Annotated in this window: 14 protein-coding genes; 7 read left to right on the top strand and 7 right to left on the bottom strand. The window is 61.3% G+C overall.

Features of this window, described 5'->3' with window-relative positions; all coding sequences use genetic code 11:
- Complete coding sequence (locus IFT99_RS21405) at positions 1 to 1,935, bottom strand: putative nucleotidyltransferase substrate binding domain-containing protein (protein WP_192134953.1); 1,935 nt, start codon at positions 1,933 to 1,935, stop codon at positions 1 to 3.
- Between the two features lie 232 nt (positions 1,936 to 2,167).
- Between IFT99_RS21405 and IFT99_RS21400 the strand changes: the two genes are divergently transcribed.
- Positions 2,168 to 2,614, top strand: a complete 447-nt coding sequence (locus IFT99_RS21400) for a response regulator (protein WP_065991292.1) — start codon at positions 2,168 to 2,170, stop codon at positions 2,612 to 2,614.
- 82 nt (positions 2,615 to 2,696) lie between these two features.
- On the opposite strand, the gene IFT99_RS21395 is transcribed toward IFT99_RS21400, so the two are convergent.
- The gene (locus IFT99_RS21395; protein WP_192134945.1) at positions 2,697 to 4,874 is read right to left on the bottom strand and encodes a malate synthase G; all 2,178 of its coding nucleotides are present in this window, start codon (positions 4,872 to 4,874) and stop codon (positions 2,697 to 2,699) included.
- Between the two features lie 322 nt (positions 4,875 to 5,196).
- Here IFT99_RS21395 and IFT99_RS21390 point away from each other — a divergent pair, with 322 nt between their 5' ends.
- Positions 5,197 to 5,724 carry a glycine cleavage system protein R gene (locus IFT99_RS21390; protein WP_065991294.1) on the top strand — a complete coding sequence of 176 codons (528 nt, stop codon included), beginning with the start codon at positions 5,197 to 5,199 and terminating at the stop codon, positions 5,722 to 5,724.
- 51 nt (positions 5,725 to 5,775) lie between these two features.
- On the opposite strand, the gene rarD is transcribed toward IFT99_RS21390, so the two are convergent.
- The 5 genes from rarD to IFT99_RS21365 all read right to left on the bottom strand — a co-directional run bounded on the left by rarD (position 5,776) and on the right by IFT99_RS21365 (position 11,645).
- Positions 5,776 to 6,669: an EamA family transporter RarD gene (rarD, locus tag IFT99_RS21385; protein ID WP_192134943.1), complete on the bottom strand. Its 894-nt coding sequence runs from the start codon at positions 6,667 to 6,669 to the stop codon at positions 5,776 to 5,778.
- Positions 6,670 to 6,909: 240 nt separating this feature from the next.
- Entirely contained in the window at positions 6,910 to 7,884 is a 975-nt protein-coding gene (locus IFT99_RS21380; RefSeq protein ID WP_065991296.1) for a serine/threonine protein kinase, read from the bottom strand.
- Positions 7,885 to 8,038: 154 nt separating this feature from the next.
- Positions 8,039 to 9,952, bottom strand: coding sequence for a PhoX family protein (locus tag IFT99_RS21375; RefSeq protein WP_192134941.1), 1,914 nt, complete (start codon positions 9,950 to 9,952; stop codon positions 8,039 to 8,041).
- 103 nt (positions 9,953 to 10,055) lie between these two features.
- Positions 10,056 to 10,820, bottom strand: coding sequence for a TOBE domain-containing protein (locus IFT99_RS21370; RefSeq protein ID WP_192134939.1), 765 nt, complete (start codon positions 10,818 to 10,820; stop codon positions 10,056 to 10,058).
- 90 nt (positions 10,821 to 10,910) lie between these two features.
- Positions 10,911 to 11,645, bottom strand: coding sequence for a ComF family protein (locus IFT99_RS21365; RefSeq protein ID WP_192134937.1), 735 nt, complete (start codon positions 11,643 to 11,645; stop codon positions 10,911 to 10,913).
- 110 nt (positions 11,646 to 11,755) lie between these two features.
- On the opposite strand from IFT99_RS21365, the gene bioB reads away from it, so the two are divergent.
- The 5 genes from bioB (at position 11,756) to bioD (ending at position 16,365) form a co-directional block, all read left to right on the top strand.
- Positions 11,756 to 12,811, top strand: a complete 1,056-nt coding sequence (bioB, locus tag IFT99_RS21360; protein ID WP_192134935.1) for a biotin synthase BioB — start codon at positions 11,756 to 11,758, stop codon at positions 12,809 to 12,811.
- A 31-nt stretch (positions 12,812 to 12,842) separates the two neighbouring features.
- Positions 12,843 to 14,033, top strand: a complete 1,191-nt coding sequence (bioF, locus tag IFT99_RS21355; RefSeq protein ID WP_192134933.1) for an 8-amino-7-oxononanoate synthase — start codon at positions 12,843 to 12,845, stop codon at positions 14,031 to 14,033.
- Positions 14,026 to 14,757 (top strand): alpha/beta fold hydrolase, encoded by a 732-nt coding sequence (locus IFT99_RS21350; protein ID WP_192134932.1) that lies wholly within the window; start codon positions 14,026 to 14,028, stop codon positions 14,755 to 14,757. Before bioF ends, IFT99_RS21350 begins: the two co-directional genes overlap by 8 nt.
- The gene (gene bioC, locus IFT99_RS21345; RefSeq protein ID WP_192134930.1) at positions 14,750 to 15,598 is read left to right on the top strand and encodes a malonyl-ACP O-methyltransferase BioC; all 849 of its coding nucleotides are present in this window, start codon (positions 14,750 to 14,752) and stop codon (positions 15,596 to 15,598) included. The genes IFT99_RS21350 and bioC overlap by 8 nt, the downstream gene beginning before the upstream one ends.
- Before the next feature lie 86 nt (positions 15,599 to 15,684).
- On the top strand, positions 15,685 to 16,365 hold the full coding sequence (bioD, locus tag IFT99_RS21340; RefSeq protein ID WP_065991381.1) for a dethiobiotin synthase: 681 nt from the start codon (positions 15,685 to 15,687) through the stop codon (positions 16,363 to 16,365).
- Positions 16,366 to 16,430: the final 65 nt, after the last annotated feature.

The following is a 16,430-nucleotide window of genomic DNA, read 5'->3' as shown; positions in this document are numbered from 1 at the left end:
TTACAGTTGGTAGCGCACGGTGAGGCTGGTCTGCAGCCGCTGCGCCTGCCGGAACGACTCACGCAGGATGCGCCGGTCCAGATGATTGAGCACATCCGGGTCGATGCGATTGGAGTAGGGCAGGTTTTGCCGGTTCTGCTGCTGATGTTGCTGCATGCGGGTTTGCTGGATGAAGTGATAAGCCTCTTCATAGGCCGCACCGTCCAGCGGGTCGATCACCTCTTTGGCGACCAACTGACGCAGCCTGTCCAGCGTGTTGCTCGCCTCGACGCCGTTGGCCAGCGCGAGCAAGCGCGCTCCGTCGACGAACGGCGTCAGGCCTTGGGTTTTAAGGTCCAGTGTGTCCTTCTCGCTGCCTTTTCGGGCGACCACGAAATCTTTGAAGCGGCCCACCGGTGGGCGTTGACGCAGGGCGTTGTCGGCCATCATGCGCTGGAACAAGGCGTTGTCTGCGACCTGCGCAAGAATGCTCTGACGCAATTGATCGCCGCCGCTTTCATCGCCCCAGACCACGCGCAGATCGAAATAGATAGAAGACGACAGCAGGTTCTCCGGTGTGGCTTCGCGAATGAACGAGCCGAAGCGCCGCGCCCACTCGATTCGCGACAGGCACAGCTGGGGATTGCTCGCCATAATCCCGCCCTTGCACAGGGCGAATCCGCACACCGCCAGGCTTTGATTGATCCGCTCGGCCATGGGCAACAACCGGCCGCGTATTGAGGCGGCTTCGGCGGCGTCCGTGGCTTCGAACAGAATGCCGTTGTCCTGATCGGTGTACAGCGTCTGCTCGCGCCGGCCCTCGCTGCCGAAACACAGCCAGCTGAAAGCGATGCCAGGATCGCCTTTTTCTTCGAGCGTCAGCTCGATGACGCGGCAGACCATGTGATCGTTGAGCAGCGTGATGATCTGGGTGATCTGGGTGGACGAGGCCCCGTGGGCGAGCATTCGGTCCACCAGTTGAACGATGTCGCCGCGCAGGTTAGCCAGCGAATCGATACGCGGCGCGCTGCGGATGGTGCGCGCCAGATGCACCAGATCCACGCGCTGCAGGGAGAACAGGTCGCGCTCGGAGACCACGCCACACAAGCGCTGATCTTTCACCAGACAGACGTGGGCGATATGGCGCTGGGTCATGGCAATGGCCGCATCGAAGGCGCTGGCGTCCGGGCTCAGATAGAACGGCACCTGAATCATGCTGCGTTCGATGGGCTCGCCGAAGTCGGCGTCGATGTTGGCGACGACCTGGCGCAGATCGCGCAGCGTGAAAATACCCAGCGGCGCTTTGGCCTCGTCCACGATCACGATACTGCCGACTTGCTGCTCGTCCATCTGCCGCACGGCCTCACGCAGCGGCGTGTCGGGGGAGCACGTCACCGGGTGACGCATCGCCAGTTCACCCAGTCGCGTGTTCAGCGAGTATTGCGTGCCGAGTGTTTCCACCGCCTTCTGCTTTACTTGCTGATTGACCTGATCGAGCAGGCTGCTGACGCCGCGCAGGGCGAAGTCGCGGAACTCATTTGAGAGCGCAAACAGCTTGATGAAGGCTTGCTTGTTGAGCTGCAGACAGAAAGTGTCTTCGGCCGCCAGATGCTCGGTTCGTGTGGCGCGTTCGCCGAGTAGTGCCGCGAGGGGAAAGCACTCGCCCGTGGTTATTTCGAACGTGGTCTCGGTGCCGCGTTTTGCGGAATGGGGGCGCTCACCCACGACGCGGCCTTGCTTGACGATGTAAAAATGTTCTACTGGCCCATCGCTAGGCTTGATGATGCTCTCGTCTGTAGCGTAGAAACGCAGGTGACACTGTTCCACAAGGTAGGCCAGATGGGCATTTTCCATCTGGTTGAACGGCGGGAATTTTTGCAGGAACTGCATCGTGCCGTGGATGTTCTGCAGAACGGCTGTTTTGCCTGCCTGGGTAAAAGCGTCCGCTTTGCTCATGACCGATACCGCTTGTTTTTATTGACCCCATGGTCGACCGCTTATCGGGCAGTGCCCATTGGACGTAAGTCTTAGGTGACTGCAAAGGCATTGGCTCGCATCGAACCAAGGTGTAAAACCGCAGCGATGCAGTTAGCGCGAGGCCCCAGGGCCGGCATGAAGCCGACAGGATGTGCAGCGTATCAATCGCTTGCGCTGTCAGAATTGGAGTCGACAGGAAGATGAGACGGGTATGTTCGATCACAGTATTTTGAGTGATGAAGAGCGCGAAGCCCTCAATGAGGTAATGCTCGCGCCTGCGTCCCAATCGCCACATCGGGTGTTGATCGTCGATGACGACAAGGATGCTCGGGAAGTTCTGGCCGAAATTCTCAGTCTCAATGACATCAGCTGCATCACCGCCGCCGGCGGCACCAGCGCCATGCACTTGCTGCAGACCCGGCCCTCCATTGCGCTGCTGATCACTGATCTGCGCATGGCGCCGTGCGACGGGCTGGACCTGATTCGAAGGGTGCGCGAATCGGACCGTGCGGAGTTGCCGATCATTATCGTGTCTGGCGACGCCAACGTACGTGACGCCATCGACGCCATGCACCTGAGCGTGGTGGATTTCCTGCTCAAGCCGATCAACACCAAGCAGCTGTTGCGACTGGTGAAGCGGGAGCTGGAAATGGCCTGATAACGCCGTCTCTGGACTGCGTTGCGGCAACAAAAAAGGCGGTGTCCATTTGCGTGGACACCGCCTTTTGTCTGGGCGCTGATTAAGCCCCGTGTTTTGCCTTGAACTCTCGACGGCGAGGGTGTAGCACCGGCTCGGTGTAACCGTTCGGCTGCCGTGTGCCTTCGATCACCAGTTCAACCGCTGCCTGAAACGCGATGTTGCTGTCGAAATTCGGTGCCAGGGGGCGATACAGCGCATCACCTGCGTTCTGACGGTCCACCACCGGTGCCATGCGCTTCAGACTTTCCATTACCTGCTGCTCGCTGACCACGCCATGGCGTAGCCAGTTGGCGATGTGCTGGCTGGAAATGCGCAGCGTGGCGCGGTCCTCCATCAGACCAATGTCGTTGATGTCCGGCACCTTCGAGCAGCCAACGCCCTGATCGATCCAGCGCACCACATAACCGAGAATGCCCTGGGAGTTATTATCCAGTTCGTTCTGGATCTCCTCGGCCGTCCAGTCAATGTTCGGCGCCAATGGAATGGCCAGGATATCGTCGACGGAGGCCGGCGCGCGCCGGGCAAGCTCGGCCTGACGCGCGAACACATCGACCTTGTGGTAATGCAGAGCGTGCAGTGCAGCGGCAGTGGGCGAGGGAACCCACGCGGTATTGGCGCCGGCCAGTGGATGGGCGATTTTCTGTTCAAGCATCGCGGCCATCAAGTCAGGCATCGCCCACATGCCCTTGCCGATCTGCGCGCGCCCTTGCAGGCCGCATTTCAAGCCGATATCGACGTTTGAATTTTCATACGCGCCGATCCACTTTTCCGCCTTCATCTGCGCCTTGCGTACGACAGGGCCGGCTTCCATCGACGTGTGAATCTCGTCACCGGTGCGGTCCAGGAAGCCTGTGTTGATGAACACCACACGCTCGCTCGCCGCCTGAATGCAGGCCTTGAGGTTGATCGTGGTGCGACGCTCTTCGTCCATGATCCCGACTTTCAGCGTGTTGCGCGGCAGGTTCAGCACCGCCTCGATACGCCCGAACAATTCGTTGGTGAACGCCACTTCCTCAGGGCCGTGCATCTTTGGTTTGACGATGTACACCGAGCCCGTGCGGCTGTTGGCGCGGGATGTATTGCCCTTGAGGTTGTGAATCGCCGCGAGGCTGGTCAGCAGGCCATCAAGAATGCCTTCCGGCACTTCGTTGCCCTGATTGTCGAGGATCGCATCGATGGTCATCAGGTGACCGACGTTGCGCACGAACAGCAGCGAGCGGCCATGCAGCGTGACGGCTTCGCCGGTGGGTGAGGTGTAAACGCGGTCGGGGTTCATGGTACGGGTGAAGCGAGTACCGCCTTTGGCGACTTCTTCGGACAGATCGCCCTTCATCAGTCCCAGCCAGTTGCGGTACACCACGACCTTGTCGTCGGCGTCGACGGCAGCGATGGAGTCTTCGCAATCCATGATGGTGGTCAGCGCCGCTTCCATCAGCACGTCTTTGACACCGGCCGGGTCGGTCTGGACGACCGGGCTCGTGGCGTCGATCTGGAGTTCGAAGTGCAGACCGTTGTGCTTGAACAGCAGCGCGGTCGGCGCCGACGCGTCGCCCTGGAAGCCGATCAGCTGAGCATCGTCGTGCAGGCCGGTGTTGCTGCCGCCCTTGAGGCTGACGATCAGCATGCCATCGACCAGCTTGTAGCCGGTGGAGTCAACGTGGGAGCCCGCCGCGAGTGGGGCGGCTTCGTCCAGAAAGGCGCGGGCGAAGGCGATGACTTTGTCGCCGCGGACGCGGTTGTAGCCTTTGCCTTTTTCCGCGCCGCCCGCTTCGCTGATGGCGTCGGTGCCGTACAGCGCGTCATACAGCGAGCCCCAGCGGGCATTCGATGCATTGAGCGCGAAACGTGCGTTCATCACCGGCACCACCAACTGGGGGCCGGCCATGCGGGCAATTTCTTCGTCAACGTTTTGTGTGGTGATCTGGAAGTCTGCCGCTTCTGGCAGCAGATAGCCGATTTCCAGCAGGAACGCTTTGTAGGCGGACGCGTCGTGGGCGTTGCCGGCATTGGACTGATGCCACGCGTCGATACGCGCCTGGAATTCGTCGCGTTTGGCGAGCAGGGCTTTGTTCTTCGGTGCGAGCTCGTGGATGAGCGCATCGGCACCGGCCCAGAATGAAGCGGCGTCGAGGCCGGTTCCGGGAATGGCTTCGTTGTTCACGAAATCCAGCAGGACATTGGCGACCCGCAGGCCCCCGACTTGAACGTGTTCAGTCATTGCTTGCCTCACTCTGCTCAGCTATTTGACATCTATGTAGTGCGCGCGAGGCGATACTACATGACCGTTCGCGGCGTGAAAATCCAGACTTGATTTGCAGCGATCGACCGAATTTAGGCATTTGGTCAGGCACCGGCATGGGATGTTCTCAAAGAGTGATCAGATTGTTCCAGAAAATTATTCGGATCGTACACAGAAATTCCTGATGCGCTTACACCGCCGCGGGCAGTGCAGACCTGCCTATACTCCCCACAACCACCCCGCAACCCTTGAGGCGTGGTATTAAACAGACCTCAGTTGCTGCACATAAAAGGAGTCGTTTGTGGATCATCTTATCGTCACGGTGTCTGCACCGGACAAGCCAGGTGTGGTCGAGCAGCTCGCCGCATGCATTGCCGATCACGGTGGCAATTGGCTGGAAAGCCGTATGTCACACATGGCCGGGCAGTTCGCCGGGATCCTGCGGGTCAGCGCGCCGGTCGACGCGCATCAGCCCCTGCGCAGCGCGCTGGAAGGGCTCTCGGTAAAAGGCATCCGTGTACTGTTCGCCGAAGTCCTTCCGGAATCCTTGCCGGAGTGGAGGCCCATCACAATGGACCTGGTGGGCAATGATCGATCCGGGATCGTGCGCGACGTCACTCGCGTGCTGACCGAACAAGGCGTCAACCTGGAGCACTTGGTGACCAGCGTCGAACCCGCGCCCATGAGCAGCGAAACGCTGTTCCGCGCCCATGCCGAGTTGGGATTGCCGATGGACCTTTCACTGGATGTGCTGCAGCAGCGGTTGGAAACCCTGGCGGATGACCTGATGGTGGAACTGCATCTGCCGACCGACGAGTCATCGATGTAACCGCTGCAGGTCCCGATTTTTGACGGGCCTGCAGCGGTCCCTCTTACCTGCTTAGGCCTGGGCGCGTTTGCGCAGCGCGCGCCACGCGTCGACGCTGTAAATGATCAGCCCGGCCCAGATGAAGGCGAAGGTTACCAAGGTGGCCGAAGGCATGTGCTCGTCGTACAGCACCACCGCCAAGGCCAGCACGAGCGTCGGTGCGATGTACTGCAGAAAGCCCAGTGTCGCGTAGGGCAGATGCCTCGCTGCAGCGTTGAAACACACCAGCGGCACGAGGGTTACCGGACCGGCCGCCGCCAGCCAGAGCGCCTCGGATGTTGTCCAGAATTCCGGCTGTGCGCTGTGGGCAAGCGGGTTGAACATCAACCAGCCTACGGCCAGCGGCACCAGAATCCAGGTCTCCACCACGAGGCCAGGCAGTGCGGCCACCGGTGCTTTTTTACGAATCAGGCCGTAGAAGCCGAAGGTGAACGCCAGCGCGAGCGACACCCACGGCAGGCTGCCCACTTGCCAGACCTGCTGAAGCACACCGATCAACGCCAGCATCACCGCGACCCATTGCAAGGGGCGCAGTCTTTCACGCAGCAGCACCATGCCGAGCATCACGTTGATCAGCGGGTTGATGAAGTAGCCCAGGCTGGCTTCGACCATGTGGTTGTTGTTCACGGCCCAGACGTAGATCAGCCAGTTGGCGGCGATCAGCGTGCCGCTGGAGGCGAGAATGGCAAGTCGTTTGGGGTTATCCCGTAGCTCCTGCCACCAGCCGGGGTGTTTCCAGACCAGCAAGAGAAGCGAGCCGGAAATGGCCGACCAGATCGCCCGATTGACGATGATTTCCAGTGAAGGAACGCTGGCCAGCACCTTGAAGTAGATCGGAAACAGTCCCCAGATGATGTAGGCGCTCAGGCCCAGAATGTACCCGCGACGCGGGTTGGCAGCTTGCATGAGTGGTCCTTCGGCAAGTTTTTTGTTGTGGTGATGGTTCTATCTTTTTCGTTCACCGAACGTCGCGCAGGCGTGGGACGTGTGGCTGACGTGTAGGAGCGTGGCTTGTCCCGCGATCGGCTGCGCAGCAGTCGTAAACCGGACGATTTAGCCTCGTCTGGTACATCGAGTGTCCGGATTGCTGCCGCTTCGCGCCAGTTCGCGGGACAAGCCACGCTCCTACAGAGTTTTCTCGCGTTCTCAGAACAGCTTCAGCGGTTCCTCGTTCAGCGCGGACAACTGCTCGCGCAGCGCCAGCACTTGATCGCCCCAATAGCGTTCGGTGCCGAACCAGGAAAAGCTGTGGGGGAACGCCGGATCGTCCCAGCGACGCGCCAGCCATGCGCTGTAGTGCAGCAGGCGCAGTGCACGCAACGGTTCGATGAGCGCCAGTTCACGGGGATCGAAGTCGTGAAACTCGTTGTAGCCGTCCATCAATTCCGACAACTGACTCAGACAATCCTGACGATCACCCGCGAGCATCATCCAGACATCCTGCACCGCCGGGCCCATGCGGCAGTCGTCGAGATCGACGATGTGGAAGATGTCGTCGCGGGTCATCATGTTGCCGGGGTGGCAATCGCCGTGCATGCGGATGTTCTGATGGGGTGTGGCGGCGTAGACGTCTTCCACGCGCTTGAGCAGGTCCTTGGCAACGGACTCATAGGCCGGCAGCAGGCTGCGCGGAATCACGTTGTTGTCCAGCAGGTAGTTCAGCGAGTTGTGGCCGAAGTTCTGCACGCCAAGGGCTTCGCGGTGCTGGAACGGGCGCGTGGCGCCTACGGCATGGATGCGGCCCAGCAACTGGCCAAGACGGTAGAGCTGCTCGAGATTGCCGGGCTCTGGCGCGCGGCCGCCACGACGGGGGAAGAGGGTGAAACGGAAGCCGGCATGCTCGAACAGGGTCTGGCCGTTGTGCACGAGGGGCGCGACGACGGGAATTTCGACGTCGGCAAGTTCAGCGGTGAAGCTGTGTTCTTCGAGAATGGCGTCGTTGGTCCAGCGATCAGGCCGATAGAACTTGGCGATCAATGGCTGCTGTTCATCGATGCCAACCTGGTAGACGCGGTTTTCGTAGCTGTTGAGGGCGAGAATACGGGCGTCGGTGACAAAGCCGATGCTCTCGACGGCGTCCAGCACCAGGTCAGGTGTAAGTGTTGCGAACGGGTGGGCCATGCTAACTCCTGCGCGCAGCAGGCTGCCGCGTCGGGCCAGTCATGGTAACTCAGGCGTGTTACACCTGACACAGCGCGTTACGCCCGGTGCCTCTGATTCACTGGATTCCCCATCCCTTCGATTGCACCCTTTCCGGGATGGGGAAGCGCTCGCGTCAGGCGCCGATCACGCCGCCATCCTCACGCGTGATCACCATCACCGAGGATCTCGGCTTGCCATTCGGCAGGTGCTCGGGGAAGGTCGAGCCGCCGTTTTCGCCGGGGTGCTGAATGCCGACGAACAGCGCTTTCTGGTCGGGCGCGAAGCTGATGCCGGTCACTTCACACCCCACCGGCCCGACCATGAATCGACGGATCTCGCCGCTGGCGGGGTCAGCGCACAGCATCTGGTTATTGCCCATCCCCGCGAAGTCGCCCGCATTGGTGGAGTCGCCATCCGTCAGAATCCACAGCCGCCCGGCCATGTCGAAACCCAGGCCATCCGGGCTGTTGAACATGTTCTGCGGGTTGATGTTGCTTGATCCCCCTTGGGGCGTTCCTGCATGCACACCCGGGTTGCCAGCGACGACAAACAAGTCCCACGCAAACTCCATCGCTGCTGCGTCCGACCCTGTTTCCTGCCAGCGCAGAATCTGCCCGTACTGATTTTTCGCGCGGGGATTCGGCCCGCCCACTGGCTGCCCGTCATCGCCGCGCTTGATGTTGTTGGTCAGCGTGCAATAGACCTGGCCGTCCTTGGGACTGACGACGATCCACTCGGGCCGGTCCATGCGCGTCGCTTTCACCTGACTTGCCGCCAGGCGCGCATGAATCAGCACTTCGGCCTGATTGGCGAAACCACTGGCCGCATCAATACCGTTCTTGCCGTGGCTCAGCTCAATCCATTTGCCCTGGCCTTTCGGGTGGTCGGGGTTGCTGTCGCCCGCGTCGAACTGCGCCACGTACAGCGTGCCGTGGTCGAGGATGTCGCGGTTGGCCTTAAGGTTCTTGTGATCGACCTTGTCGCGGCTGATGAATTTGTAGATGAACTCGCCGCGCTCATCGTCGCCCATGTACACCACGACGCGGCCGTCTTTTGTCTCGGTCAGCGCAGCGTTTTCGTGCTTGAAGCGGCCCAGCGCGGTGCGTTTGACCGGTGTGGATTTGGGATCGAACGGATCGATCTCCACCACCCAGCCATGGCGATTGGGTTCGTTGGGGTTTTTGGCGACGTCGAAGCGCGGGTCGTGCAGGTGCCAGTTCACTTCCTTGCTGGCGGCGGTCACCCCATAGCGCTTGGTCGCGGCGTCGAAGGTCTGCGCCGGATCGCTGCTGCCAAAGCAGTCGGTGAAGTTCTCTTCGCAGGTCAGATAGGTGCCCCACGGTGTCTTGCCGTTGGCGCAGTTCTGGAAGGTCCCGAGGACGTTTTTGCCGGTTTTGTCGGCGGCGGTTTTCAACCACTCATGGCCGGCAGCCGGGCCGCTCAGGTGAATCGGCGTGTTGCCGTGGATACGCCGGTTGTATTTAGAGCCTTGTACGAACGCCCACTGCTGACCTTCGCGCTTGACCTCGATCACCGAAACGCCTTCACTGGCCTGGGCCTTGTGCACGTCTTCGGCGGACTGCGGGTCTTTGCCGTGATCGAAGAGGTAGCGGTAGTTGGTGTATTCGTTGTTGATCGCCATCAGCGCACGGCTGGCCGTCTCCGGCGTGTCGCCGGGAAAGGTGAACAGGCTCATGCCGTCATTGTTGTCGCCGAATTGCAGTTCCTGCATTTTCGCGGTGCCTTTGCCGCTGGGGTCAAACGCCGGGCCGTTGGTTTGCAGCGGCTGGCCCCAACTGATCAGGACCGAGGAGCGATAACCCGGCGGCAGACTGATGCTGTCGGCGGTGGAGGAGGGGATGCTGTCGAAGCCGAGCAGCGTGCCGTTGGCGGCGCTGACATTGGCGGCCATCACGCTGCGGCTGAGCAGGTTGCCGCCCAGGAACATCGCCGCGCCGCACAGGGCGCCCGCGCTGATGAACCCGCGTCGGGTCAGGCCAACCATGTTTTCGAGGTCGGTGGATTGGTTATCTTTTAATAGCGTCATCACGGGCTCCCTGCGGTTTAGGGCAAAACCCTATGCAGTTCGGATGACATTATTGTGGCGGTCAGATGACGAGTCGGGCTTCGGTGTTTCGTGCAAGCGGCGCTTACAGCGGCGTGCCGAGCAGAATATTGGAGGGCGCAAACTGAACCTTCACAGCGCCGCCGGTCTTGAGCTGCAAGGCATGCAGCCGGTCCGCGTCGACCACTGCGCAAAGGATCTGATGGCTGGGGAGGACGATTTTGACCTCGCTCGGGCCGTCATCGGCGGCGAGGATTTCCTCGATTTTACCGGTGAGGCAATTGTGTCCGATTGTTTCAGATTGGTCGGGCGTCAGTAGCTCCAGCCAGCCGGCCTTAATCAAGGCGAACACATCCGTGCCGATTTCGAGCCCCAGTCGCAAGGTGCTGTCGTGGGTGATCTGCGCCTCGATCGACAAACCGCCCGCGAGCTGCAACATGATCATGTCGTTGCGGCCTTGGGAGCGGACGCCGCTGACCTGACCATGTAGCTGATTACGCGCGCTGGTGCGCAGCATCAAGCGGCTGAGCAGGGCGAGATCATCGGACTCCTCCGAGGTTTCCAGCAACTGAGTCTGTAACGCTTGCAAGCGCTGATAAAGCCGCAGCACGCGCTCGCCTTCGGCGGACAATTTGGCGCCGCCACCCCCTCGACCGCCGACGCTGCGCTCGACCAGCGGTTTTTGCGCCAGATTGTTCAGCTCATCGATGGCGTCCCATGTCGCCTTGTAACTCAGCCCGGCGCTCTTCGCCGCGCGGGTAATCGAACCCTGCTCGGCAATGTGCTGCAACAGCGCGATGCGGTGAGGGCGGCGAACCATGTGCTGGGTGAGGGACGGCGGTAGGGACATAGGAGTCGGATGCACTGAAAGTGATGACGCCGGAGTGTAAGCCAAAATGCCTCGCGCCCAAATGCTGCGAAGTTTTAACGTCTCGGCCGATCAGTCCCCAGGTTTTGGCGTTCTTGCCAGGCAATACACATCCACCGATTGGGCGCCGGCTTTGAGCAACAGTTCTGCCAGTGCGTTGGCCGTCGAGCCGGTGGTGAGTACGTCATCAATCAGCGCGAGGTGCTTGCCGATGATCGCCGTGGCGTCCTTCAGTGCAAACGCGGACGCCAGATTGCGCTTTCTGGCTTTTGCATCCAGACCCTGCTGTGAAGATGTTTCTTTCACGCGGCGGATCACGCGCTCTTCAACAGGCAGTCCCAGTCGAGCACCGAGCCAGTTCGCCAACATCGCTGCCTGATTGAAGCCGCGCTGACGCAGTCGTTTTTTGGCGAGTGGCACCGGGATAAGACAGTCGGGTCGGCGCAGGCCATCATTAAAGCGATGCTGCAGGGTCTCGCCCAACAGCTCCGCCAGCAGTCGCCCAAGTGGCCATTTCCCTTGATGCTTGAAGCGCGTGACCAGCGCGTCGATCGGGAAGTCGTACAGCCACGGAGCGATGACTTCATTAAAGGCGGGAGGGTGGCGATTGCAGGCGCCGCAGGTGAGGCCGGACATCGGCATGGGCAGTGCGCAGCGATCGCACTGGTCAATCAGCCACGGGAGCTCGCGCTCACAGGGCACGCAGATCGGGGTGCTTGAATCAGTTGTTTCATCGCACAACAAACACGTCTGTACGTTTTCTAACCAGATGTAAACCTTGTGCCCGTTATATGGTTGACAGCGCATGTTGCTTCCTTAAATATGCCGAACATCCGTGTTGCGCCTGTGGGCTTTCCGGTTTTGCCGCTGGGCGAAGCCGCCCGGGTCATCGTCCAGAAAACATCAAGGAGCCGCCCATGAGCGCCAGCATCAATGCCAACCTGCGTCACGACTGGAATCTAGCCGAGGTCAAGGCGCTGTTCACACAGCCATTCAATGACCTGCTGTTTCAGGCGCAAACCGTGCACCGCGCTCACTTTGACGCCAACCGCGTGCAAGTCTCGACCCTGCTGTCGATCAAAACCGGCGCGTGCCCGGAAGACTGCAAGTACTGCCCGCAATCGGGCCACTACAACACCGGTCTGGAAAAAGAAAAGCTGATGCAGGTCCAGCAAGTGCTGGAAGAGGCCGCACGCGCCAAGGCCATTGGTTCGACCCGTTTCTGCATGGGCGCGGCGTGGAAACACCCGTCGGCCAAAGACATGCCCTACGTGCTGGAGATGGTCAAAGGCGTCAAGGCCATGGGCCTGGAAACCTGCATGACCCTCGGCAAGCTGGATCAGGACCAGACCCGGGCGCTGGCCGACGCTGGCCTCGATTACTACAACCACAACCTCGACACGTCGCCGGATTTCTACACCAGCATCATCACCACCCGCACCTACAGCGATCGTCTGCAGACCTTGGCGTACGTGCGTGATTCAGGGATGAAGATCTGCTCCGGCGGCATTCTGGGCATGGGCGAATCCCTGGACGACCGCGCCAATCTGCTGATCCAGCTCGCCAATCTGCCGGAGCATCCGGAGTCCGTGCCGATCAACATGCTGGTGAAAGTCGCCGGCACGCCGCTGGAAAACGCCGAGGATATCGATCCGTTCGATTTTATCCGCATGCTGGCCGTCGCACGCATCCTGATGCCGCGGTCCCACGTGCGCCTGTCCGCCGGCCGCGAAGCCATGAATGACCAGATGCAGGCCCTGGCGTTCTTCGCCGGCGCCAACTCGATCTTCTACGGCGACAAACTGCTGACCACCGCCAACCCGCAGTCCGACAAGGACATGCAGCTGTTCTCGCGTCTGGGCATTCAGCCTGAAGCGCGCGAAGAGCACTCGGACGAGGTCCATCAGGCAGCCATCGAACAAGCGCTGATCGAGCAGAAAAGCAGCGAGCTGTTTTACGACGCGGCTGTTTGATCCTTCATCAGTGGCTTGACCCGAGGCCTGCATGTCTTTTGATCTGAACGCACGTCTCGCTGCCCGTCGTGCCGAGCACCTTTATCGTCAGCGGCCCCTGCTGCAAAGCCCGCAGGGGCCTGAAGTGATTGTCGACGGCAAGCCGCTGCTGGCGTTCTGCAACAACGATTACATGGGGCTGGCGAGTCATCCTGAGGTCATCGCTGCCTGGCAAGCCGGCGCCGAGCGTTGGGGCGTCGGCGGTGGCGCTTCGCATTTGGTGATTGGCCACAGCACGCCCCATCACGCGCTCGAAGAAGCGCTCGCCGAGTTCACCGGACGGCCCCGCGCGCTGTTGTTTTCCAACGGCTACATGGCCAATCTCGGAACGGTCACCGCGTTGGTGGGGCAGGGCGACACGGTGCTGGAAGATCGTCTCAATCACGCTTCGTTGCTCGACGCCGGCCTGCTCAGCGGTGCGCGTTTTTCCCGCTACCTGCACAACAGTTGCGACAGCCTCGCCGGCCGGTTGGACAAGGCGGTCGGAGACACGCTGGTGGTCACCGACGGTGTGTTCAGCATGGACGGCGACGTCGCTGACCTGCCCGCGCTGGCCAAGGCGGCGAAAGCCAAAAACGCCTGGCTAATGGTCGACGATGCCCACGGCTTCGGCCCGCTGGGGGCGAACGGTGCAGGCATTGTCGAGCACTTCGGCCTCGGCATCGATGAGGTCCCTGTGCTGATCGGCACGCTGGGTAAATCCTTCGGCACGGCTGGCGCGTTCGTTGCGGGCAGCGAAGAGCTGATTGAAACGCTGATCCAGTTTGCCCGCCCCTACATCTACACCACCAGTCAGCCGCCGGCGCTGGCGTGCGCAACGCTGAAAAGCCTCGAACTGCTGCGCACCGAACACTGGCGGCGTGAGCACCTGGCGGCACTCATCAAACAGTTTCGCGCCGGCGCTCAAGCCCTCGGTCTGGAGCTGATGGACAGTTTCACGCCCATTCAGCCGATCCTGATTGGCGACAGCGGGCGCGCGTTGCGGCTGTCGCAGTTGCTGCGAGAACGGGGCGTGATGGTCACCGCCATTCGGCCACCAACGGTGCCTGCGGGCAGCGCGCGTCTACGCGTAACATTGTCCGCCGCCCACAGCGAAGCACAGGTGCAGCTATTGTTGCAGGCACTGGAGCAGTGTTATCCGCTGCTGGGCGTAGACGAATCTTCGGAGCTGGACCATGCGTGATCAGTTGATCCTGTTGCCGGGCTGGGGCCTCGGCGTCTCGCCCCTTGAACCGCTGGCTGCAGCGCTGCGAGGGCTCGACGAACATTTGCGGGTGGTGATCGAACCCTTGCCGGACATGGACACCGACAACCTCGACGAATGGCTCGATGAGCTGGATTCGACGTTGCCCGACAACGTCTGGCTGGGCGGTTGGTCGCTGGGCGGCATGCTGGCCGCCGAACTGGCCGCGCGCCGGGGCGAGCGCTGCTGCGGACTGGCGACGTTCGCCAGCAACGCCTGCTTCGTGGCCCGCAGCGAGTGGCCCAACGCGATGCCGCAAACGGATTTCGATGCGTTCATTGCCGGTTGCAAAGCCGATCTGGACGCAACGCTCAAGCGCTTCAGTCTGCTGTGCGTGCAAGGGGCCGAGGAGCCGCGCGCGCTGTCGAGACAGCTCAAAGCCTGCGCGCCCCACGGCACCAGTGCCGGCTTGATCGAAGGCCTCAAGCTGCTGGAACAAATGGACACGCGCAGAGCGCTGCAAGGGTTTCGCGGCCCTCAATTGCACCTGTTCGGTGGCCTGGATGCGTTGGTGCCGGCAGAAGCGTCGGCGGACCTGCTGACCCTCCAGCCTGACATCGAAGTCGGCGTGATCGAGCAGGCCAGTCATGCCTTCATTCTGGAAAACCCGCACGGCGTCGCCGCTGCAGTTCATGCGTTTTTACACGGGTCCGGTGATGACTGATCTTTCCCACTGCGCGGTGCTGAAGGCCGTGAAACAGCAACAGGCATCCGGGCAGCAGGCGCTGCCGGACAAGCGTCAAGTGGCGGCGTCCTTCTCCAGGGCGGCGACCAGCTACGACAGCGTGGCCGATTTGCAGCGCGCCGTTGGTACTGAACTGATGACGCGACTGCCTGATCTGGCACCGTCCCGCTGGCTGGACCTGGGCAGCGGCACCGGTTGTTTCAGCCGCGCGCTGGCGCAGACGTTTCCTGAGAGCGAAGGCGTTGCGCTCGACCTTGCCGAAGGCATGCTGCGCTATGCACGGCCTTCAGGGGGTGCCGCGCATTATGTGGCAGGCGACGCTGAGAACGTGCCGCTGCGTGACGCGAGCGTCGATCTGATGTTCTCCAGCCTGGCAGTGCAATGGTGCCCGGATTTTTCTGCAGTGCTGAGCGAAGCGGGTCGCGTACTGAAGCCAGGCGGCGTGTTCGCTTTTGCCAGCCTCTGCGTCGGGACGCTGTTTGAGCTGCGCGACAGCTGGCAGGCTGTGGACGGCATGGTCCACGTCAATCGTTTCCGCGAGCGGGAAGAGTATCAACGCCTCTGCGCCGCCAGTGGTTTGAACGTGCGCAGCCTCGAAGTCGTGCCCCACGTGTTGCACTATCCCGACGTGCGCAGCCTGACCCACGAACTCAAGGCATTGGGTGCGCACAACATCAATCCGGGTCGCCCGGGAGGCCTGACCGGTCGCGCGCGAATTCAGGCTTTGATGGAGGCGTACGAAAGGTTTCGTCAGGAAAAAGGCCTGCCCGCCACGTATCAGGTGGTGTACGCCATCCTGACGAAACCCGGCATTGATTAAAGAATGATCATTTAGTCGGCGTTTTTCACACGAACGCTATAGTAAGCAGGCACTGGTTTGAAATATCTGAACGGATGGTCGCCAAGATGAGCGCTGCGTATTTCATCACGGGAACCGATACCGACGTCGGCAAGACCACTATCGCCACGGGGCTTCTGTACGCGGCGCGGCAGTCGGGGTTGAGCACGGCGGCAGGCAAGCCGGTGGCTTCCGGTTGCGACGTCAAACCCAAGGGGCTGCGCAACTCGGACGCCGTCGCCTTGCGTGCCGAGTGCTCGATCCAGCTGACCTACAACGAGGTCAATCCGGTGGCCTTCGAGCCGGCAATCGCGCCCCATCTGGCCGCGCGGGAAGCGGGAGTCGCCCTGACTGTGCAGTCCCTGCTCGGGCCGATGCAGCACATCCTCGCCAAGCAGGCTGATTTCACGTTGATCGAAGGCGCAGGCGGCTGGCGCGTTCCCTTGGCCGATCAGGCCAATCTGTCCGATCTGGCCATCGCGCTGAAGCTGCCGGTGATTCTCGTGGTGGGCGTGCGCCTGGGTTGTATCAGCCATGCGTTGCTGTCAGCCGAAGCGATCGCCAACGACGGTCTGCAACTGGCGGGCTGGGTGGCGAATATTATTGATCCCAAAACGTCACGGCTTGAGGAAAACCTCGCCACGCTGGCAGAGCGTCTGCCGGCGCCGTGCCTGGGCCGCGTGCCGTTCATGAAGAAGGCAACTGCGGAAATGATTGCCGAGCATCTGCATCTGGAACTGCTGGACTAGCGGGCGACGAGTCGCCGAGTGTGAGGCCCGTCACAAGGCTCAATGCCACTAGTCGCTTTGCGAAG

The sequence above is a fragment of the Pseudomonas sp. CFBP 8772 genome (genome assembly GCF_014841665.1).
GTDB classification, from domain to species: Bacteria; Pseudomonadota; Gammaproteobacteria; order Pseudomonadales; family Pseudomonadaceae; genus Aquipseudomonas; species Aquipseudomonas graminis_B.
The sequence above is the reverse complement of the archived record's forward strand: the minus strand, read 5'-3'. Positions and strand labels throughout refer to the sequence as shown.